Annotated in this window: 22 protein-coding genes and 1 pseudogene; 15 read left to right on the top strand and 8 right to left on the bottom strand. The window is 74.7% G+C overall.

Features of this window, described 5'->3' with window-relative positions; all coding sequences use genetic code 11:
* Nucleotides 1–46 precede the first annotated feature (46 nt).
* Nucleotides 47–448, bottom strand: coding sequence for a ChaB family protein (locus ACGF5G_RS31420; RefSeq protein WP_357086555.1), 402 nt, complete (start codon nucleotides 446–448; stop codon nucleotides 47–49).
* Nucleotides 449–612: 164 nt separating this feature from the next.
* Between ACGF5G_RS31420 and ACGF5G_RS31415 the strand changes: the two genes are divergently transcribed.
* From ACGF5G_RS31415 to ACGF5G_RS31400, 4 genes are all read left to right on the top strand, one after another.
* Nucleotides 613–1,593, top strand: coding sequence for a YihY/virulence factor BrkB family protein (locus ACGF5G_RS31415; RefSeq protein WP_393269497.1), 981 nt, complete (start codon nucleotides 613–615; stop codon nucleotides 1,591–1,593).
* Nucleotides 1,594–1,637: 44 nt separating this feature from the next.
* Nucleotides 1,638–2,054 (top strand): DUF2795 domain-containing protein, encoded by a 417-nt coding sequence (locus tag ACGF5G_RS31410; protein ID WP_393269494.1) that lies wholly within the window; start codon nucleotides 1,638–1,640, stop codon nucleotides 2,052–2,054.
* 52 nt (nucleotides 2,055–2,106) lie between these two features.
* A complete protein-coding gene (locus tag ACGF5G_RS31405) occupies nucleotides 2,107–2,568 on the top strand; it encodes an SRPBCC family protein (protein ID WP_350706327.1) in 462 nt (153 codons plus the stop codon).
* A gap of 94 nt (nucleotides 2,569–2,662) precedes the next feature.
* A complete protein-coding gene (locus ACGF5G_RS31400) occupies nucleotides 2,663–2,923 on the top strand; it encodes a hypothetical protein (protein ID WP_393269491.1) in 261 nt (86 codons plus the stop codon).
* A gap of 164 nt (nucleotides 2,924–3,087) precedes the next feature.
* On the opposite strand, the gene ACGF5G_RS31395 is transcribed toward ACGF5G_RS31400, so the two are convergent.
* A complete protein-coding gene (locus ACGF5G_RS31395; RefSeq protein ID WP_393269488.1) occupies nucleotides 3,088–4,332 on the bottom strand; it encodes an MFS transporter in 1,245 nt (414 codons plus the stop codon).
* A gap of 154 nt (nucleotides 4,333–4,486) precedes the next feature.
* On the opposite strand from ACGF5G_RS31395, the gene ACGF5G_RS31390 reads away from it, so the two are divergent.
* On the top strand, nucleotides 4,487–4,699 hold the full coding sequence (locus tag ACGF5G_RS31390; protein WP_350682944.1) for a hypothetical protein: 213 nt from the start codon (nucleotides 4,487–4,489) through the stop codon (nucleotides 4,697–4,699).
* Between the two features lie 45 nt (nucleotides 4,700–4,744).
* On the opposite strand, the gene ACGF5G_RS31385 is transcribed toward ACGF5G_RS31390, so the two are convergent.
* Nucleotides 4,745–5,317: a TetR/AcrR family transcriptional regulator gene (locus ACGF5G_RS31385; protein ID WP_393269486.1), complete on the bottom strand. Its 573-nt coding sequence runs from the start codon at nucleotides 5,315–5,317 to the stop codon at nucleotides 4,745–4,747.
* A 74-nt stretch (nucleotides 5,318–5,391) separates the two neighbouring features.
* Here ACGF5G_RS31385 and ACGF5G_RS31380 point away from each other — a divergent pair, with 74 nt between their 5' ends.
* On the top strand, nucleotides 5,392–7,158 hold the full coding sequence (locus tag ACGF5G_RS31380) for an ABC transporter ATP-binding protein (RefSeq protein ID WP_393269483.1): 1,767 nt from the start codon (nucleotides 5,392–5,394) through the stop codon (nucleotides 7,156–7,158).
* A 92-nt stretch (nucleotides 7,159–7,250) separates the two neighbouring features.
* On the opposite strand, the gene ACGF5G_RS31375 is transcribed toward ACGF5G_RS31380, so the two are convergent.
* The gene (locus tag ACGF5G_RS31375; RefSeq protein ID WP_393269480.1) at nucleotides 7,251–7,700 is read right to left on the bottom strand and encodes a hypothetical protein; all 450 of its coding nucleotides are present in this window, start codon (nucleotides 7,698–7,700) and stop codon (nucleotides 7,251–7,253) included.
* A 163-nt stretch (nucleotides 7,701–7,863) separates the two neighbouring features.
* Here ACGF5G_RS31375 and ACGF5G_RS31370 point away from each other — a divergent pair, with 163 nt between their 5' ends.
* Nucleotides 7,864–8,241 carry a DUF6401 family natural product biosynthesis protein gene (locus tag ACGF5G_RS31370; protein ID WP_393269477.1) on the top strand — a complete coding sequence of 126 codons (378 nt, stop codon included), beginning with the start codon at nucleotides 7,864–7,866 and terminating at the stop codon, nucleotides 8,239–8,241.
* A gap of 85 nt (nucleotides 8,242–8,326) precedes the next feature.
* On the opposite strand, the gene ACGF5G_RS31365 is transcribed toward ACGF5G_RS31370, so the two are convergent.
* Nucleotides 8,327–9,187 (bottom strand): hypothetical protein, encoded by an 861-nt coding sequence (locus ACGF5G_RS31365; RefSeq protein WP_393269474.1) that lies wholly within the window; start codon nucleotides 9,185–9,187, stop codon nucleotides 8,327–8,329.
* 189 nt (nucleotides 9,188–9,376) lie between these two features.
* On the opposite strand from ACGF5G_RS31365, the gene ACGF5G_RS31360 reads away from it, so the two are divergent.
* From ACGF5G_RS31360 to ACGF5G_RS31350, 3 genes are all read left to right on the top strand, one after another.
* The gene (locus ACGF5G_RS31360; protein ID WP_393269472.1) at nucleotides 9,377–11,503 is read left to right on the top strand and encodes a SpoIIE family protein phosphatase; all 2,127 of its coding nucleotides are present in this window, start codon (nucleotides 9,377–9,379) and stop codon (nucleotides 11,501–11,503) included.
* Nucleotides 11,504–11,544: 41 nt separating this feature from the next.
* On the top strand, nucleotides 11,545–12,222 hold the full coding sequence (locus ACGF5G_RS31355) for an HAD family hydrolase (protein ID WP_393269470.1): 678 nt from the start codon (nucleotides 11,545–11,547) through the stop codon (nucleotides 12,220–12,222).
* 120 nt (nucleotides 12,223–12,342) lie between these two features.
* Entirely contained in the window at nucleotides 12,343–13,632 is a 1,290-nt protein-coding gene (locus ACGF5G_RS31350; RefSeq protein WP_393269468.1) for a cation:proton antiporter, read from the top strand.
* Between the two features lie 141 nt (nucleotides 13,633–13,773).
* On the opposite strand, the gene ACGF5G_RS31345 is transcribed toward ACGF5G_RS31350, so the two are convergent.
* Nucleotides 13,774–14,709 (bottom strand): NAD(P)/FAD-dependent oxidoreductase, encoded by a 936-nt coding sequence (locus tag ACGF5G_RS31345; RefSeq protein ID WP_393269664.1) that lies wholly within the window; start codon nucleotides 14,707–14,709, stop codon nucleotides 13,774–13,776.
* Between the two features lie 222 nt (nucleotides 14,710–14,931).
* On the opposite strand from ACGF5G_RS31345, the gene ACGF5G_RS31340 reads away from it, so the two are divergent.
* On the top strand, nucleotides 14,932–15,147 hold the full coding sequence (locus ACGF5G_RS31340; protein ID WP_393269466.1) for a DUF3072 domain-containing protein: 216 nt from the start codon (nucleotides 14,932–14,934) through the stop codon (nucleotides 15,145–15,147).
* On the opposite strand, the gene ACGF5G_RS31335 is transcribed toward ACGF5G_RS31340, so the two are convergent.
* Nucleotides 15,141–15,656, bottom strand: a complete 516-nt coding sequence (locus ACGF5G_RS31335) for a metallophosphoesterase family protein (RefSeq protein ID WP_393269661.1) — start codon at nucleotides 15,654–15,656, stop codon at nucleotides 15,141–15,143. The two genes, ACGF5G_RS31340 and ACGF5G_RS31335, sit on opposite strands and share 7 nt — an antisense overlap.
* Before the next feature lie 90 nt (nucleotides 15,657–15,746).
* Between ACGF5G_RS31335 and ACGF5G_RS31330 the strand changes: the two genes are divergently transcribed.
* A complete protein-coding gene (locus ACGF5G_RS31330) occupies nucleotides 15,747–16,556 on the top strand; it encodes a helix-turn-helix domain-containing protein (RefSeq protein ID WP_393269463.1) in 810 nt (269 codons plus the stop codon).
* 272 nt (nucleotides 16,557–16,828) lie between these two features.
* Nucleotides 16,829–17,296: a general stress protein gene (locus tag ACGF5G_RS31325; protein ID WP_393269658.1), complete on the top strand. Its 468-nt coding sequence runs from the start codon at nucleotides 16,829–16,831 to the stop codon at nucleotides 17,294–17,296.
* Between the two features lie 104 nt (nucleotides 17,297–17,400).
* Here the strand turns inward: ACGF5G_RS31325 and ACGF5G_RS31320 are convergent, their stop codons facing one another.
* Nucleotides 17,401–17,934, bottom strand: a complete 534-nt coding sequence (locus ACGF5G_RS31320) for a GNAT family N-acetyltransferase (protein WP_393269460.1) — start codon at nucleotides 17,932–17,934, stop codon at nucleotides 17,401–17,403.
* 146 nt (nucleotides 17,935–18,080) lie between these two features.
* Here ACGF5G_RS31320 and ACGF5G_RS31315 point away from each other — a divergent pair, with 146 nt between their 5' ends.
* Nucleotides 18,081–18,563 carry a MarR family winged helix-turn-helix transcriptional regulator gene (locus ACGF5G_RS31315; RefSeq protein ID WP_393269458.1) on the top strand — a complete coding sequence of 161 codons (483 nt, stop codon included), beginning with the start codon at nucleotides 18,081–18,083 and terminating at the stop codon, nucleotides 18,561–18,563.
* A gap of 10 nt (nucleotides 18,564–18,573) precedes the next feature.
* Nucleotides 18,574–18,936, top strand: a pseudogene (locus ACGF5G_RS31310) (pirin family protein); the annotation flags it as partial.
* Between the last annotated feature and the right edge of the window lie 89 nt (nucleotides 18,937–19,025).

Here is a 19,025-nt window from a genome sequence, read left to right as displayed (position 1 = left end):
GGCTGCCCGCGGTCGGGCAGCCCCTGCGTCGTACGCGATGGTGGCCTCAGCGGCCGCGGGCCTTCGCGGTCTGCCGGTTGTTCGCCTTCTCGATGGCCTTGACCAGTTCGGGCTTGGTCATGCTCGACCGGCCAGGGACGTCCAGCTTGCGGGCCACCTTCATCAGGTGGTCCTTGGTGGCGTTGGCGTCCACCCCGCCGGCGGTGGGCGCCCGGCGCTCCGGTCCGCCGCCGGCCGCCTGGCGGTCGCTCGGGCCCTTGCGGCCCTTGGGCTCCCAGTGGTCGCCCACCTTCTCGAACTCGTGCTTCACCGCAGCGAAGGCGGTGCGGTGCGCCCGCTCCCCCTCGCCGTACGTCTCCACGGCCGAGTCGTGCGTCTTCTCCCAGGTGCGCTGCGCCTTCTCCGGGGAGCGTCGCAGCGTGCTGGGCAGTACCTCGCGCCCGGGCATCTCGTCCTCCTCCGCGTCGATGGGTTCTGGTTTGACCGTTCCCCCACCGCCGGTCGGCAAACCGGGCGGCCGGGTTTGTCGTTTTCCGGCCGGGGGTACCGGCGGGGCCAGGCTGAGCCGGAGGCACCCGGGCGTCCGGCGGCCGGGGGCACAGGGGGCGGGCCATGACGACGACGGAGCCCGGCACGGCGCGCACCGGGGAGCAGCGGCTGCGGATCCCCCGCAGGGTGCGGCAGTTGAGCTGGCGGACCTGGCGCGGGGTGCTGGTGCGCAGCGCGCGGAACTTCGTCAAGGACAACTGCGCGGACTGGGCCGCCGCGCTGACCTACTACGGCGTGCTCGCGCTGTTCCCGTCCACCATCGTGGTGGTCGCCCTGGTCGGGCTGGTCTCCAACGGCGAGCAGACCGTGGACACCGTGCTCGACCTGGCCCGGGACATGGGCGCCGGCTCGGTGGTGGCCAACGAGGGCTTCGTCTCGGTGGTCCGGGGCGTGGTCGACCAGAACGACTCGGCCAGCGTGCTGCTGAGCTTCGGTCTGCTCGGCGCGCTCTGGTCGGCGTCCGGCTTCATCGGGGCGTTCACCCGGGCCTCCAACGCCGTCTACGGCGTGGCGGAGGGGCGGCCGGTCTGGAAGCTGCGGCCCATGCAGATCGGGCTCGCGGCGGTCTCACTGGTGCTGCTCGCCGTCGTCGCCACCGGCCTGATCGTCAGCGGCCCGGTCACCGACGCCGTGGGCGACCTGCTGAACGCCGGCGGGCTGGCCCGCACCGCCTGGAGCGTCGCCAAGTGGCCGGTGCTGGCCATGGTCATGATGGTGCTGCTGAGCCTGCTGTTCTGGATCGCGCCGAACGTCCGGCAGCCACGGTTCCGCTGGCTCACCCCGGGCGGGGCGGTCGCCCTGGTGTCCTGGGTCGTCGCCTCCTTCGGCTTCGGCCTCTACGTGGCCAACTTCGGCTCGTACGACGCCACCTACGGCAGCCTCGGCGCCGTGATCGCGTTCCTGGTCTGGCTCTACCTGTCCAACTCGGCGCTGATGCTCGGCGTGCAGATCAACGCCGAGTTGCAGCGGGGCCGCGTGCTCCAGGCCGGCGAGCCGGACCCGGACGAGCCGCTCCTGCCCCCGAAGACGCCCGCCGACGCGTGACCGCTGGCGGTTTACCGCCGGTGCCACCGGGTAGCGCAGAAGGCATGGAACGTGGCAGCAGCAAGCACGGACCGAGGGTCGACGAGCAGATGAGCCGGGAGGTCAGCGGCCTCGTGCAGGGGCCGGGGACCGGCGGCTCGCGGGTCGACGAGTCCCGTGTGCCGGAGCCGGCCGGTGAGGACCAGCCGGAGCCGACGACGGCCCCGGCCGGCGAGTTGCGTACGGGCGCGCCCAAGGGGATGAGTTCCCAGGACGTCGAACGGCGCAGCCGGCTCGGACGGTTCATCACGATGGCCGCCCTGCCGGGCGACCGGGAGGCGCTGATCGCCAACGCGCGGGACAACGACGCGCCGGCGGACATCCTCGCGGAGCTGGGGCGGCTGCCCGAAGGCACCCGTTACCAGACGGTCTCCGAGGTGTGGGCGGCGCTCGGCCACAAGAACGAGACGACCCGCTGGTGACCGGATCCCCGCACGATCCGGCCCGACACCGGCGGACGAAGGAGGATGCCTGATGAGTGGCGTTACCGAACACGTGGACGTCTCCGTCCCGGTGCGCACCGCGTACGACCAGTGGACCCAGTTCGAGGAGTTCCCCCACTTCATGGAGGGGGTGCAGGAGGTCCGGCAGCTGTCGGACACGATGACCCACTGGACCGTCGAGATCGCCGGGGTGAAGCGTGAGTTCGACGCCGAGATCACCGAGCAGCTCCCCGACGAACGGGTCGCCTGGCGCTCGACCGGCGGCACGAAGCAGGCCGGAGTGGTGACCTTCCACCGGCTGGACCCGGACACCACCCGGGTCACCCTGCAGCTCGAGTTCGAGCCGCACGGCGTGGTCGAGCAGGCCGGCGACAAGCTGGGCATCGTCGACCGGCGCGCCAAGGGCGACCTCGATCGGTTCAAGCAGTTCATCGAGCGGCGCGGTCAGGAGACCGGCGCCTGGCGCGGCAGGGTCGACCGGCCGCAGCCCTGATCCCCCGCCCCCCGGGCAACGAACTCCGATGGCCGCCGGCTCCCCCGGCGGCCATCGCCGTTTGCGGGGAGCGGGCCCGGGTACCGCGATGGGTATGACGGACGAGAACACGGTGTGGCGGGACGAGGAACGGATTCCCCTGCCGGAACTGGACAAGGCCGTCGCCCGGTCGACCCTGGACGGCCAGACCGACGACGCGACGGGCAACGACGCCGGCGAGGAGGCCGCGTTCGGGCACGGGCCGGAGGCGGCGGACCGCGGCGGGCAGGCCGCCGGGGCGGGCCGCGAGCCGACCGACCCGCAGCGCGCCTACCGGCCCTCCACGACCGGACGGACCGGCCCCGACACGATGTGAGCCGCGGCCGGCGCGGCGGTCACCCGGCCGCCCGCGTCGGTCCCCCTCAGCGGGCCGCCGGCACCGGCCGATCGGCGCCCTCGGCCGGGGCTGACGCCGTCCCGCTCAGCGAGCCGCCGGCACCGGCCGGTCGGCACCCTCGGCCGGGGCTGACGCCGTCCCGCTCAGCGAGCCGCCGGCACCGGCCGGTCGGCACCTCCGGCCCGGTGGCGGTCGTGCTGCCGGCGGGTGCCCGCCGCGTGCAGCGCGATCAGCGCCAGCGCGAGCACGACCAGCGCCGGCCCGAGCAGCTCGACCGAGGTGTTGCCGAGCAGCACCCCGACCCCCGCCGGGACGAGCGCCCCGCCCAGCCCGGCGGCGCCGATCTGGAGCCCGATGGTCCGGTCCGCGTGCGCGGCGCCCACCCGGTCGACGGTGGTGAGGGTGAGCAGCGGGAAGACCGGGGCGGCGGCGAACCCGACGACGAACAGCCCGGCCACGGCCAGCCAGGCCGGGGCCGGCACCGCGATCAGGGCCGCGCCGACGGCCATCCCGACCAGGCTGCCCCGCAGCACCACCCCCGCGCCCAGCCGCTCGGCCACCACGCCCTGCACCACCCGCCCGACGAACAGGCTCCCCCAGTAGCCGGAGACGCAGACGCCGGCCACCGCCGCGCCGAGGTCGCGGCCCTCGGTGAGCAGCAGGAACGCCCAGAGCCCCGCGGCCACTTCGATCGCCACGTAGACGGCGAAGGCCAACGCGCCGATCCAGACCGCCGGCAGCCGCAGCGTCTCGCGTACCGGCGTGACGGTCGGCGGGGCGACGGGCGCCGCGCCGGCCGGGGGCCCGGCGGACTCGCGGGCCGGGGCCCGGTCCCGCCAGGCCCGGACGGTCAGCGCGAACGCGGCGGCCAGGACGAGCTGGGCCGTCGCCACGAGGCCGTACCCCCAGCGCCAGGCCAGCCCCGCGCTGAGCGCCCCGGTCATGATCAGCGGTCCGAGCGCCACCCCGAGGCCGAAGAAGGCGTGCATCCAGTTCATGTGGCGCGGACCGAAGGCGCCGGCGGCGTACGCGTTGAGCCCGGAGTCGATCGCGCCGGAGCCCAGACCGAGCACCAGGGCGCAGCCCACCATCAGGGCGAGGCCGGGCGTCAGCGCGTAGCCGGTGAGCGCGAGGCTGGCCAGCAGGGTGCTGCCGGCGAGCAGCCAGCCAACCCCGAGCCGGGCCAGCGTGAAGCCCGCCAGCACGCTGGAGGTGAGGTAGCCGACGGTCCCGGCGGTGAGCACCAGGCCGACGGCCTCGGTGGGCACGCCGAAGTCGGCCCGGATCGAGGGCCAGCCCACCCCGATCAGCCCGTCGGGCAGGCCGAGGCTGACGAAGGCGAGGTAGGCCAGCAGGAGCAGCGAGGCGCGGGGCGGGACAGTGGGCACGGACGACCATCCTGCCTCGTGTCGCCGGCGCCGCGACCGGGCCTCCCCCGCAGGGACAAAAAGTGCGGTCCGGACGGGTGGAGAAACGGACAGCTCATCCAGAATCGGCCGTTCGGCTGACGGCAACCCCTGGGTCGCGCGCAAGACTTTCGGGATGCAACAGGGCTCCGGCTTCCTCTCCACGCGTCAGCGCCGCCTGGCTTGGCTCGGCTTTCTTCTCGCCGCGCTCCAGGCTCCCGTCTCCGCCAAGCTGGTCTCAGACGACTCCTGGTTGTTCAGCCTCTGCGTGGCGCTGATGGTGGCGACCGTGATCATCGCCGACGACGCGGCCCGGCGCCGCCCGGCCGACGCGCGCTCGACGGACTAGGCGCGACGGCAGCGCCGCGGACATCGCGGCCCTCGCCGCGCGGGATCAGCCCGGCTTGACCGCGATCGCGCCGTCGACGGTACGCAGGATCAGGCGCAGCGTCTCGTGCCGGGAGGCGTCGGTCTCGGCGACGTAGGCCCAACCGGCGTACAGCTGGGACCAGATCAGGCTCTGCACCCAGTCCGCCGGCAACTCCGGGTCGATGGTCCCGTCGCGGTGGCCGCGCTCGACCATCGCGGCGAACTCCGGATCGCAGCCGGCCGGCCCCTCGGTGGTCGGGGCGGCGGCGAGGCCCGGCTCGGTGAAGATCAGCGAGAGCAGGCTGCCGAGGTCGAAGTACTCCTGGCAGAGCCGGCGCACGGCCGACGCCCCGCTGCCCTCGGCCATCCGCGCCTGGGCGGTCGCGCGGGCCAGCCGGGCACCGGCCTCGGTGCCGACGGCGGCGAGCAGGTCGGCACGCTCGGCGAAGTAGCGGTGCAGCGTCGTACGCCCCACGTCGGCGGCGGCGGCGATGTCGCCGAGGGAGGCGGCGGGGTTGCGCCCCAGCACCTCGATCGCCGCGCCGACGATGGCCTGGCGGGTCCGGGCCCGGCTGCCGGACACCTGCGTGTCGGTCACGCGGCGAGGATAGCAGTACGTCGTTTTCGGTATAGCGCTTGACTGAATTGGAACATCACTGTTCCATTCAGGGCATGACTTCCTCCGCGCCGGCGCCCCGGTTACGTACGCTCGCGTCGTTCCTCGCCCCACACAGGCGGACGATGGCCCTCGGGCTCGTGTTGGGGCTCGCCGCGAACGCGGCCGGGCTCGCGACGCCGATGGTCACCAAGTGGGTCCTGGACACCCTGGGCGCCGGCGGGTCGATGACCCGCCCGATCTACGTGCTGCTGGCGCTCGTCGTCGTCGGCGCGGCCGTCTCGCTGTGGCAGTGGCGGCTACTCGGGACGCTGGCCGAGCACATCGTGCTCGACGCCCGGGCCGCGATCGTCCGGCACTACTTCCGGGCCCGCGTCGGCGACCTGCAACGCCGACCCACCGGCGAACTGGTCACCCGAGCCACCTCCGACACGCAACTGCTGCGCGAGGCGTCCGGCAGCATCGTCGGCCTGGTCAACGCCGGCATCGCCCTACTCGGCACGCTGGTGCTGATGGGCGTGCTCGACCTGTTCCTGCTGGGCTGCACCATCGTGGCCGTGCTGGTCGTCGCGGCGGTCATGGGCGCGCTCATGCCCCGCATCGCGACGGCGCAGGCCGCAGCGCAGGAGTCGATGGGCACGCTCGGCGGCGCGCTGGAGGGGGCGTTGCGCGCGATCCGGACGGTCAAGGCCAGCCGGGCCGAGGCCCGGTTGACCGAGCGGATCGTCGCCGACGCACGGCAGGCGGCGACGCACAGCGTACGGGCGGCGCGGGTGACCGCGTCGGTCTGGACCATCGCCTGGACGGGGATTCAGCTCGCGGTGATCGCGATCCTGGGCATCGGCGCCTGGCGGGCCCAGCGTGACCTGCTGGAGATCTCCAGCCTGATCGCGTTCCTGCTGTACACGTTCCAGCTCATGGGGCCGATCACCGAGCTGACCCAGAACACCACGGCGTTGCAGGCCGGGATCGCCGCGGCGGGGCGGATCCGCGAGGTCGAGACCATCCCGGCCGAGCCGGCGGGCCCGGTGTCCGCCCCGACGGAGCGCCCGGGCATGCCCGACGCGGAGCAGCCGGTGCTGGTGTTCCGTGGGGTCACCGCCCGGTACGGGCCCGACGCGCCCGCTGCGGTGCACGACATCGACCTGGCCATCCCCCGGCGCGGGCACACCGCGATCGTGGGGCCGTCGGGGGCCGGCAAGACCACGCTGTTCTCGCTGATCCTGCGCTTCCTGGAACCCGAGCGGGGGCAACTGCTCCTCGACGGCCGCCCGTACGCGGCCCACGGACACGACGAGGTGCGGGCCCGGCTCGCGTACGTCGAGCAGGAGACCCCCGTGGTGCCCGGCACCATCCGCGACAACCTGCGCTTCACCCACCCGGACGCCACGGACGAGGAAATCCGGGCGGTTCTGCGCGCCGTCCGGCTCGACGACAAGGTCGATTCGCTGCCGGACGGACTGGACACGTCGCTGTCGTCGACGGAGGTGTCCGGCGGGCAGCGCCAGCGCATCGCTCTGGCGCGGGCCATGCTGCGCACCCCCGACGTGCTGCTGCTCGACGAGGCGACCGCGCAGGTCGACGGGCTGACCGAGGCGGCGTTGCAGGAGTGCGTCCGGCAGCGCGCGGCGGCCGGGGCCGTGGTGACCATCGCGCACCGGCTCTCCACCGTGCTCGACGCCGACCGGATCGTGGTGATGGAGCACGGCCGGATCCGGGCCCAGGGCACCCACTCCGAGCTGCTGGCCGGCGACGACCTCTACCGCCGGCTGGTCGCGGCGCTGCGCATCGCGGCCGAGGAGCACGCGGTGGCGGCACGCTAGCGCTCTGCCGGAGCGCGCCTCACGGCCGGGGCGGCCCCCTGGGCGCCCGCGCAGGGCCGCTTTCGGCGCGCCTCGTGACCGGAGGAAGGCCGCTAGCCCGCTCCGCCGGGGCGCGCCTCGTGGCCGGGGCGGCCCCGGCTCCGCCGCCGCTCCTTCATCTCCGCCTCGTAGAGGTGCCGGCGACCGCCGACCAGTTCCTCGCGGGCCGCCCGATCCAGGTCGCGGAAGAGGGCGTGGTACCCGTCGTCGAAGTCCTCGACGATCTGGAACGTCCAGCGGCCCGCGATCACGTTGCGGCCCAGCAGCTCGGTGTCGATGCGTTCGGCGATGTGCGGGTGCCCGGCGGCGCGGAACATCTCCACGGCGTCGTCGAGCATCAGGTCGGCGTGCCCGACGAGCTGGTGCAGCGAGTAGAGGTGGCCGCGGACCCGCTCGACGCACTCCAGCGCCTCGCTGAGCTTGCCGAGCGCGGCCACCGTCTCGTCGCTGACCCCGGCCGGCCGGCGGTGCCGTTCGTCCGGTCCGTCCACGTGCTGTCCCATCCGTTCCTCCACGGTGTCGGCTGCGCCCGTCCGGGCGGTTCTCCTCCTGCCCCGCCCGCGCCGGGTCAATCCCGGCGGGCTGGGTTGACCGATCGGTGGAGGACCAAAAACCCGCCGAGTGGCCGAGGTCGACCGGGGAATCGGCCGGATAGCCTCGTTTCCCATGCGTGTGCCGTTCAACCGGGTCGAGGCCCGTTCCGCCGCCGGTTCGGCGAGAGCCACCCTGGCCGTCCTGTCCACCTCGGTCGGCGTCGAGGGGCTGGCCGCCGCCGCGGCGCAGCCTGGGCTGCTCGCCCTGGTCGACCAGCACGCCGCGGCGGTGCGGGAGAGCCTCGACGGCGACCGGCGGCCGCTGAGCGCCGCCGCGCTGGCGGGCTATGCGGAGGGCGTACGCGCGGCCGCGCTGGAGCACGGCTGGCAGCCGGCGGCGACGCCGGTGGACTGGTCCGAGCCGGACTGGCTGCTCACGCGGCTGCTCGCGGTCTGCGCGCTGGCCCGCTCGCTGGGCACCCCGGCGCCGGGTCCGCTCCCCCGCGGCTGAGCGGGCCGACCGCGTCCGCCGGCACGCCGGAGGGGCGTCCGCCACATTCGCGGACACCCCTCCCGACTCGCCGTCACCGGCTCGGTCAGCGGCGGAACTGCTGGGTCTCGTCGCCCACGTTCCCCGACTGGTAGGTGCCGCGCCCGCCGGCCATCGTCGACTCCTGCGGCATGACCTGGGTGCGCTCGGCCGCCGCCCGGTCGGCCATCTGCCGGCCGACGTCGGTCTGGCCGGCCTCCCGGGCCCGGCGGTGCTCCTGCATCGCCCGCGACTCCTCGGCCATCCGGTTCAGCCAACCGTCCCAGCGGTTCTGCATCGGCTTCACCAGACCGCCGCCGACGCCGACGATCAGGATGCCGGCCACCGTGGCGAGCACCGCGATCAGCACCGGTGTGGTCACCGTGGTGGCGATGCCCACCTGGTTCAGCGCGGCGATCACACCCAGCGCGAGGATGAAGATCGCCGTCAGGTCGGCCAGGATCTTGCCGTACGCGAGCCCGCCCAGCGCCCCGGTGATCAGATCCCGGACGGCGTTGGCGATCGCGGCGGCCACGACGACGATGATGATCGCCACGAAGGCGCGTGGCAGCCAGGCGACCACGCCGCGGATCAGGTCACTGATGGCGTTGGGCCCCCAGACCCCGAAGGCGAACTGCAGGGTGAACAGCAGCACGGCGTAGTACGCGAGTCTCGCCAGGATGTCGCTGGCGTCGTACTTCGTGCGTTCCAGCGCGCGCTTGATGCCGCCCCGTTCAACCGCTTTGTCGAAGTTGACCCGTTCCAGCGCCGCGTCGACGATTTTCAGCACGGCTCTGGCGATGAGCCATCCGACCACGAGGATCGCGATGAACGCGACGGCCCGCGGTATGAACAGCAGCACCGACCTCCACATGTCGGCCACGGCGTCGCCGATGTCGACCTGCCTGACCGCGAGGGTTTCCGGCATGATGTCCCTCCTGTCGCATGGACTCCGCCGGGCGCTTACCCGGTCACCGACGCGGCACGCCGTGCCGGTCCCCGTCTTTTTCCCGACATGTCGTCGCAGACCCGTCCCGGCCTGGCCGAACGTTGGCCGTACACGACGCGCGGGACATGATCGGGAACGGGTGCCGGGTGGTCCGGTTAGGCTGCGGTCATGCCAGGAACGGTCGGACGGGTCCCCAACCCACCAGCCCCGGTGTCGGGGGTGCCCTCCGCCTCGGGCGCGGCGGCCGCCGTCCTCGGCCACGACTGGGCCGGCACCCCGCTCGGCCCGTGGCACTCGTGGGACCCGGCGGTCCGCGCGACGGCCGAGGTCGTCCTCGCCTCGCCCGTGCCGATGGCCCTCACCCTGGGCGCCGACCACCTGCTGCTCTACAACGACGGGTACGCGGAGCTGATCGGCGACCGGCACCCGGGGGCGGTGGGCCGGCCGGCGGGCGAGGTGTTCCCGGAGGTCTGGCCGATGCCCGGGGTCGGCGACGCCGTCGAGCGCGCCTACCACTCGGGCGAGCCGTTCCTGGAGAGGGAGTCCACCCTTCCCCTGCGTCGGCGTACCGGCCCGGTCGAGCAGCGGGTCTTCACCCGGGGCCACTCCCCGGTGCGGGACAGCGCCGGGCGGATCGTCGGCGTGCTGACCGTGGCCGCGGAGACCGCCCAGGTCACCCAGCAGTTGCAGAGCCTCAGCGACTTCGCCGCCGCGCTCGCCGGCACCCTCACCCTGGACGACGTGGCCCGGGTGACGCTGCGCTACGCGATCACCTCGTTCGACGCCGACCGGGTCTCGTTCGCGGTGGACGAGGGCGGCGGCGGGTGGCGGATGGTCCGGCGCGTACGCGGCGAACTGATGGACGAGGCCGACGAACGGCTCCCCCCGCTGTGGCGGCGTATCCCGCCGGACTGGGAGGGCCCGGTCGCGTCGGCCGCCCGCACCGGCGTGCCGATCTTCGTCGACGACGGCCAGCCGCTGCGGGAGATCGCGGTGGACCGGCACGACCAGAAGATCCGGGCGCTGGCCGCGGTGCCGCTGCGGGCGTCGGTGGTCCGCGGCGGGCTGGCCGTCGGCTACCAGGCCCCGCGCGTCTGGTCGGCCGCCCAGCGGGCCCTGCTGGCCGCGTCCGCCGAGCTGGTCGGCCAGGCCGCCGAGCGGGCCCGCCGGTTCGAGACGCAGCACGGCACCGCCCAGCTCCTGCAGCGCAGCATGCTGCCCGAGCACCTGCCGGACCTGCCCCGGATGCGGATCGCCGCCCGCTACGACCCGGGCGTCGACGGCAACGCCGCCGGCGGCGACTTCTACGACGCGTTCCTGCTGCCGACGGGCGGCCTGGGCATCGTGCTCGGCGACGTCGCCGGCCACGACGTGCAGGCCGCGGCCCGGATGGGGCAGGTCCGGGCCGCGCTGCGCGCGCTGGCGCTGACCGACCCGCGCCCGGACGCCGTGCTGGCCGGGCTCGACCGGCTGGTCACCAGCCTGGGCGCCGAGGGCGACACGCACGAGCTCTTCGTGACCGTGGTCTTCGGGGTGGTCGACGCCGAGCGGCAGCAGCTCACCCTGGCCAGCGCCGGCCACCCCGCCCCGCTGATCCGTCGGTGCGCCCCGGACGGCGAGCCGGTCGCCGAGTACGTCGACGTGCCCGCCGGCGCCCCGCTGGGCCTGGGCTGCCGGCCGCCCACCGCGACGGTCCGGTTCGCCCCCGGCGACACGCTGCTGCTGTTCAGCGACGGCGTGGTGGAGCGGCGCTGGCAGGGGCTGACGGCGGGCCTGGACGCCCTGGCCGAGGCGGTGGCCGGGGCGGGCAGCGGCGACCCCCGCGCACTGTGCGCGGTGGCGACCGCGGCGGTGCCCGGCGCCACCGAGGACGACGTCGCGGTGCTGGCGGTGGAGCACGCGCTGCGGCCGAGCCGGTCGACGAGCATGGAGGTGCCGGCCGAGCCGACCGCGCCGAGCCGGGTGCGGCACTGGATGACCGGGCAGCTCACGGAGTGGCAGGTGCCGGAGTCGATCATCGGCGCGGCGGTGCTCTGCACCAGCGAGCTGACCACCAACGCGCTGCTGCACGCGGGCACCGCCGCCCGCGTGGAGGTCGACCTGAGCCCGGAGCGGCTGCTGGTGTCGGTCGCCGACTCGGGCACCCGGGGCACGGTCACCCGGGCGCAGACCGACACGCTCAGCAGCCGGGGCCGGGGGCTCGGGCTGATCGAGGAGCTGAGCGACGCGTGGGGGACGGATCCGACCGTACGCGGCTCGACGGTCTGGTTCGAGCTGCTGATCCCTTCCGACTGAGCGGTGGCGTCAGCCGGCCCGGCACGGGGTAGGAGGAACACATGCCCACCGAACAGCCCGCCGGTGTCCTCTTCGACGTGGACGGCACCCTGGTCGACACCACATACCTGCACACCGTGAGCTGGTGGGAGGCGCTGCGCCAGACCGACCGGCACGTACCGATGGCGGAGATCCACCGCGCCATCGGGATGGGCTCGGACAAACTGCTCGACCACCTGCTCGGCCCGGAGCGGGACCGCGACGCGGACGGGAAGCTGCGGGACGCCCACGACGCGCTCTTCGCGGAGTACTGGGAGCGGCTGGTGCCGCTGCCCCGCGCGGCCGACCTGCTGCGGGCCTGCGCGGAGCGGGGGCTGCGGGTGGTGCTGGCCACCTCCGCCGCCGAGCACGAGGTCGCCGCGCTGCGCCGGGCCCTGGCCGCCGACGACGTGATCGACACCGTGACCTGCGCGGCGGACGCGCAGGAGAGCAAGCCCGCACCCGACATCCTGGTGGCCGCGCTGGAGCAGTCCGGGCTGGCCGCCGAGCGGGTGGTCTTCGTCGGCGACTCGGTCTGGGACGTCGCAGCCGCCGGCAGGCTGGGCATCCCGTGCGTCGGGCTGACCTGCGGCGGGACGAGCCGGGGCGAGCTGGCCGGGGCCGGGGCGCTGGCGGTCTACGACGATCCCGCGGCCCTGCTCGCCGCCCTCCCGGGCTCGCCGATCGCCGCCGCGGCCTGAGGGTCGCGTCGCACCGACCGGGACACGGAGTCGATCGGGACAGGAATACGAAAGGACCTCCGGGGGCAAGGACTCTCTCCGCCTGCCCGCACGCCGTGGGCGACGCGGAGAGGTGGTGTCGTGGAGCCGGTAGACGTGGCGTTCGCGGTGGTCGGTCTGGGTGCGCTGCTGGCGGGGGTCCTGCCCCGGGTCCTCGAACGCCGGCCGCTGTCGATGCCGATCGCCTTCCTCGGGCTCGGCATGCTGGTCTTCGTCCTTCCCACCGGGCTGCCGAACCCCGATCCGCTCGCGTACCCGGAGATCGCCACCCACCTCACCGAGATCGGCGTGATCGTCGCGCTGATGGGCGCCGGCCTCAAGATCGACCGGCCGCTGAGCTGGGCGCGCTGGTCGTCGACGTGGCGGCTGCTGGCCATCGCCATGCCGGTGTGCATCGCCGCGGTGGCGCTGCTCGGCTGGTGGTGGGCCGGGCTCGTGCCGGCCGCCGCGCTGCTGCTGGGGGCGGCCCTCGCTCCCACCGACCCGGTGCTCGCCGCCGACGTGCAGGTCGGCGAGCCCAGCGACGTCGAGGACTCCGAGGACGAGGTCCGCTTCGCCCTCACCTCCGAGGCCGGGCTGAACGACGGGTTGGCCTTCCCCTTCGTGTACGCGGCCATCGCCATCGCCACCACCGGCCTCGCCCCGGCGGACTGGCTGGGCCGCTGGCTCGCCATGGACGTGCTCTGGAAGGTCGTCGCCGGGGTGGCCGGCGGCTGGCTGATCGGCTGGCTGCTCGGCAAGCTCTTCTTCCGGGCCCCGAGCCACCTGCGGCTGGCCCGGCACGCCGAGGGCTTTCTCGCGCTCGCCGCGACCTTCCTGGCGTACGGGCTGGTGGAGGTGGTCGGCGGGTACGGCTTCCTGGCGGTCTTCGTGGCCGCCCGGGCGATCCGGGCCGCCGAACGGACCCACGAGTTCCACTCGGTGCTGCACGCCTTCGCCGAGCAGATCGAACGGCTGCTGACCGTCATGCTGCTGCTGCTCTTCGGCGGCGCGGTGGTGGGCGGGCTGCTGGCCCCGCTGACCTGGCCGGCCGCCGCGGTCGGGCTGGCGCTGGTCTTCGTGGTCCGGCCGCTGGTCGGCCGGCTGTCCCTGCTCGGCGCGCCGGGCCGGCCCGCCGAGCACTGGGTGATCGCGCTGTTCGGCATCCGCGGCGTCGGTTCGTTCTTCTACCTCGCGTACGCGACGGCGAAGACCGATTTCGCGCAGGCGGACCTGATCTGGGCGACCGTCGGCCTCGTGGTGATCGTGTCGGTGGTGGTGCACGGTGTCGCGGCGACCCCGGTGATGCAACTGCTGGACAGCAGGGGCGAGCGCACCGCCGACCCGTCCGAGCGGGGCCGTGCCGGCGAGCCCGTCGCCGCCACGAGCTGACCGGTCGGCTCGGACCGGGGCGACCGGTCAGTCGGCAGCGAGCGCTCGGTCTGGCGGGGGTGACCGGTCGGTCGGCGGCGAGCGCTCGGTCTGGCGGGGGCGACCGGTCGGTCGGCGGCGACCTGCGTTCCGGGGCGGCGGTCAGGTCAGGCGGGCGACCAGGGCGCGGCCGAGGTCGCGGCCCGAGAGCCAGGCGCTCTGCACCCGGGGCTCGCCGAAGGCGTCGCCGGCCAGCCCGACGCCGTCGGCGTCCAGGTGGTGGGTGCCGCCCCGGCCGGCCGTCGGCTTCGCGTACCTCCAGCGGTGCACGTGCACGTGCTCCGCCGGCTCGGGCAGCCCCAGCAGGTCCCGGACGGCCTCCTCGATCGCCGGCCCGGCGCCGGTGGGCTGGGCGAGGTGGCCGGCGGCGAACCCGGGCGTGGTGTGCGCGACCAGCACCGGCGCGCCGTCGCCGCGCCGGTCGCCGTCGTCGCAGACCAGGCTCAGCAACGGGTGGTCGTTGACGAACACGCCCCGGAAGGCGGCCCACCGGCGACTCGGGAAGCGCAGGACCCCGGCCAGCGACGGCGACCACCGCTGCGCCTGCACGACCCGGGTGGCGGCGTCCAGGGCCGGGTCGAGCAGCAGGGCCGCCTGCGGCCCCGGCATCGCCAGGGCCACCGCCTCGCAGGCCCGTCCGTCCACCACCGGCCCCGGCTCGACGCCGAGCACGAGCCGGTCGACGGTCACCGGCAGGTCCCGGGCCAGGTGCTCGACCAGGGACCGCAGCCCCCGGGGCGCCGCCCAACGCATCGGGCCGGGCACCTCGCGCCGGCCGTCGGCGCCGTACGCGACGAAGGTGTCGGTCCACTCCCGGGCCAGCCCGGCGGCCCGCCACCCCTCGACCACCTCGGCGAAGTCGGGATCGCTGACGGTGAGGTACGCGGCGCCGGTGTCGGCCGGCCGGCCGTCGAAGCGGCGGCTGGCCAGCCGGCCACCGGCCACCCGGGCGCGCTCCCGGATCTCCACCGGCACGCCGGCGCGGACCAGTTCCGTCGCGCAGGCCACCCCGGCGATGCCGGCGCCGACCACCACCACACCCGCCCGGTCCGCGCTCACCGGGTGATCGTATGCGCCCGACGCCCGGCGGGCGGACGAGATCGACCCGGGCATGTCGGCGCGCGTGGGCCTCCGGCGGGCCGGCGGGACGGGTGGGGGTCCGAGCCGGCGCGCCGGCGGACGGCAGGACCCGTCCGGGGATCCGCATGGATGGGCCCGGGGCGGGGTATTGGCACGTCTGTTCGAAGGAAGGTGGAGATGATGACGGACCGCAGCAGCACCCGGGCCAACCCGCAGGGCGCGATCAAGGACCCCGACGAATGGGTCACCGGCGAGGAGCCGCCGACGGCGGCCCAGGAGTCGTACCTGGCCACGCTGGCCCGCGAGGCCGGCGAGGACCTGCCGGAGGGGCTCACGAAGGCCGAGGCGTCCAAGCGGATCGACGAGCTCCAGGAGGAGACCGGCCGCGGTCAGTGACCCGGCGGGAGGCGCGGCGGGAGGCGGTGCCACTCGACCTCGTCGAGCCGCCCCGCCGCCACCCGCGCGGTCACGAAGGTGGCGTACGGCTGGGCGCGCCGATCGGTCGGCGAGCCCGGGTTGAGCAGGCGCAGCCCGCCCGGGGCGGCCGTGTCCCACGGGATGTGCGAGTGGCCGAAGACGAGCAGGTCGGTGTCGGGGAAGCGGGCCGCGCAGCGCTCCTCGCGCCGGGCCTTCGGCCCGGTCTCGTGCACGACCGCGATCCGCAGCCCGTCGAGTTCCACCCGGGCGACCTCCGGCAGCCGGGCGCGCAGCGTCGGCCCGTCGTTGTTGCCGTACACGCCGACGAGCCGGCGGGCCCGGGCGGCCAGGGCGTCGAGCAGCGACTCGTCCACCCAGTCTCCCGCGTGCAGCACCACGTCGGCGGCGTCGACGGCCGCCCAGAGCGGCGCCGGCAGGTCCTTGGCCCGCGCCGGCACGTGGGTGTCGGCGGTGATCACCAGACGCATCTTCCCATTCTCCGCGACGGCGACGGCGACGGCGACGGCGGCGACGGCGGCGGCGTCCACCGCCCGTCCATCCGGCCGTAGGATCGGGACGTGGGCGCTGCCGCGGTGGTCGAGGGGCGGTCGGCGCCGGTGGGGGCGCTGCTGCGGCAGTGGCGGGAGCGGCGCGGGCTCAGCCAGCTCGCCCTCTCGGTCGAGGCGGAGATCTCCACCCGGCACCTCAGCTTCGTGGAGACCGGCCGCGCGACGCCGAGCCGGGAGATGGTGCTGCGGTTGGCCGAGCACCTCGACGTGCCGCTGCGGGACCGCAACCGGCTGCTGCTGTCCGCCGGGTACGCCCCGGTCTACTCCCACGCGCCGCTGGACTCCCCCGAGCTGCGCCGGGTCCTCGACGCGGTACGCCGGGTCCTGCGCGCGCACGAGCCGTACCCGGCGGTCGCGGTGGACCGGCTCTGGAACCTGGTCGCCGGCAACGCCGCCCTGCCGCTGCTCACCGAGGGCGTCGCGGCGCACCTGCTCCGGTCACCCGTCAACGCGCTGCGGCTGACCCTGCACCCCGAGGGCCTGGCCCCCCGGATCGTCAACCTCGCCGAGTGGCGCGACCACCTGCTCGGCCGGCTGCGCCGACACCTGGGGCTGACGGCCGACCCGGAGCTGACCGCGCTCCACGAGGAGCTGCGCGGCTACCCGGGCGGGTCGGCCGATCCGGACGCCGAACTGCCCCGCGCGGGTGACGTCGTGGTGCCCCTGCGGCTGCGCCGTCCCGGCGGCGAGCTCTCCTTCCTCAGCACCGTCTCGATCTTCGGCACCCCCCTCGACGTGACGGTCGAGGAGCTCTCCATCGAGTCGTTCTTCCCGGCGGACGAGGCCACCTCGGCGTACCTGCGCGACGCCGGCCGCTGACCCCGTCCCGACCGCCGGTGACCGCCGCGGCGGGCCGGCCGGACGCGGCGTCCTGTCGAACCGGGCCGGCCCGACGGGTCCGGTCCGCGCCCCCGGCGGCGTTACCCGTGGACGGCGGCGGGAACCCGGGCGGTTGACGAAGGAGGAGGCTCATGAGCACACCGTCGAGTGGGACCTCGGGCTGGCGGCCCGGCATGCCTGGCGGCGACACCCTCCCGTCCGGTCCCGCCGGTCGGCCGGCCGCCCATGCCGGCGACGGGCACGGCCCGGAGATGGGCCCGCCCACCGTGACGATCGGCTCGTACCCGGACTATCCGTCCGCCCAGCGAGTGGTGGACTACCTGGCGGACAACCGCTTCCCGGTGGAGCACACCGCCATCGTCGGCACGAACCTCACCCTGGTCGAGTCGGTGCTCGGCCGGCTGACCACCGGCCGGGCGGCGCTGCTGGGCGCCGGCACGGGCGCCTGGTTCGGGCTCTTCGTCGGGCTGCTGTTCGGCATCTTCACGGCGGGCAACAACTGGATCGCGATCATCCTGGTCGCGCTGGTGGTCGGCGCGATCTGGGGGGCGGTGTTCGGCGCGGTCACGCACGCGATGACCGGCGGGCAGCGCGACTTCACCTCCGCCAGCTCGCTGCGCGCCGCACAGTACGCGGTCATCGTCGACGCGCAGTTCGCCGAGCAGGCTCGGCAACTGGTCGGCCGGATGCACCTCACCGCGTCGCCGCAGACCCGGTGACGTCCGCCACCCGGGCGACCGCCGCCCGGGGACGTCCCGCCCCGGGCGGCCGGGTGGGTAGCTGCCGGGCCCGGGTGGGCGGCGGGCGTGGCGCGGGGCGTTGTTCAGCGGTCGGTGGCGAGGCGGGCGTGCAGGTGCTCGTCGTAGCGGCGGCCGTCGCCGTAGCGGTAGGACTCCCGCAGCGTGCCCTCGGCGAGATAACCGGCCCGCTGGGCCACCCGGCAGGAGGCCGGGTTGGCCACGGCGTGGCACAGCTCGATCCGGTGCAGCCCGAGCGCCGCGAACGCCCACCCGGTGAGCCGGACGACGGCCCTGGAGGCGATTCCGCGACCGCGCGCCGCGGCCACCGTCCAGTAGCCGATGGAGGCGTTCCGGTCGTGGATCCGGAACAGCGACACCGAGCCGAGCAGCCTGGCGGGGTCGGCCGGGTCGGCGACCGCCAGGGAGACGTGGTCCCCGGCGGACCAGTCGGCCCGGCGACGCACCCACGCCAGCGCCGCCTCCCGGTCGACCGGCCCCGCCGGGGGGTTCCACTGGGCGATCGCCGGCTCGCGCAGCGCGGCGAGGACCGCCGGCGCGTCCTCCTCCCGCCACGGACGCAGCAGCAGGCCCGGGGCGGTCAGTTCGAGATGCTCCACGACGCCGGAGTCTGACACACCCGCGCACCCCGCCACTCGGGTTTTCCGGCGTCGTCCTTCAAAGCTGGAGGATCCGTTCTGGACAGCGGCGGTAACCGCGCTCACACGCCACTAGTTAAATTTTGAAAGAGTGCTACTGTAGCGGCGTGACCGAGAGCCTGAACGCTCCCCGACTCGCCGCGTGGCGGGCCTACATCGAGGCCAGCCAGCGGCTGTTCACGCGGCTGGAGGAGGATCTGCGCGCCGACAGCGCGCTCAGCTTCGCCGACTACCACGTGCTCGTCCTGCTCTCCGAGGCGCCGGGTCAGCGGCTGCGGATGGGCGAGTTGGCCGGGCGCCTGGTCTTCTCGCCGAGCCGCCTGACGTACCAGATCTCGGCGATGCAGCGGCGCGGCCTGGTCGCCCGGGAGCCCTGTCCCGAGGACCGCCGCGGCAGCGAGGCGGTGCTCACCGCCGCCGGACTGCTGGCCCTGCGCGAAGCCGCCCCGCACCACCTGAGGTCGGTGCGCGCCCACCTGATGGACGACCTCGACGACGCCGAGGTCGCCTGCCTCACCCGGATCTTCGAGCGGCTCGGCCGGCGCCTGCGCGCGGACCGCGACGCGTCGACCCCGCACCCCGACAACTGAGGAGCCTCCGATGCCCGCCATCACCGTCGACAACGTGCTCGTCCTGCCGCGCCTGCCCCGGCTCGACGAGTCCACCGCGTTCCGGCCGGTCCGCCGGCTGACCACCGCGCCGAGCGGCTACGAGGGCGAGGGTTTCCCGGTCCGCCGGGCCTTCGCCGGCGTGCCGGTGACCGAGCTGGACCCGTTCATCCACCTCGACCAGATGGGCGAGGTGGACTACGCGCCGGGCGAGCCGAAGGGCACCGCCTGGCACCCGCACCGCGGCTTCGAGACCGTGACCTACATGATCGACGGGATCATGGACCACCAGGACTCGCAGGGCGGCGGGGGCACCATCACCAACGGCGACACCCAGTGGATGACGGCCGGCACGGTCATGCCCATAGACACACATTAGACGGGGTGCGCTGAACGATCGGCGCACGGTACGCTCAACGCATGACGCACCTACCGTTCGCGGGG

This window comes from Micromonospora sp. NPDC047730 (assembly GCF_043204765.1).
Classification (GTDB): Bacteria; Actinomycetota; Actinomycetes; order Mycobacteriales; family Micromonosporaceae; genus Micromonospora.
Note: the sequence above shows the minus strand (reverse complement) of the source record. Positions and strands in the feature narration are given on the sequence as shown.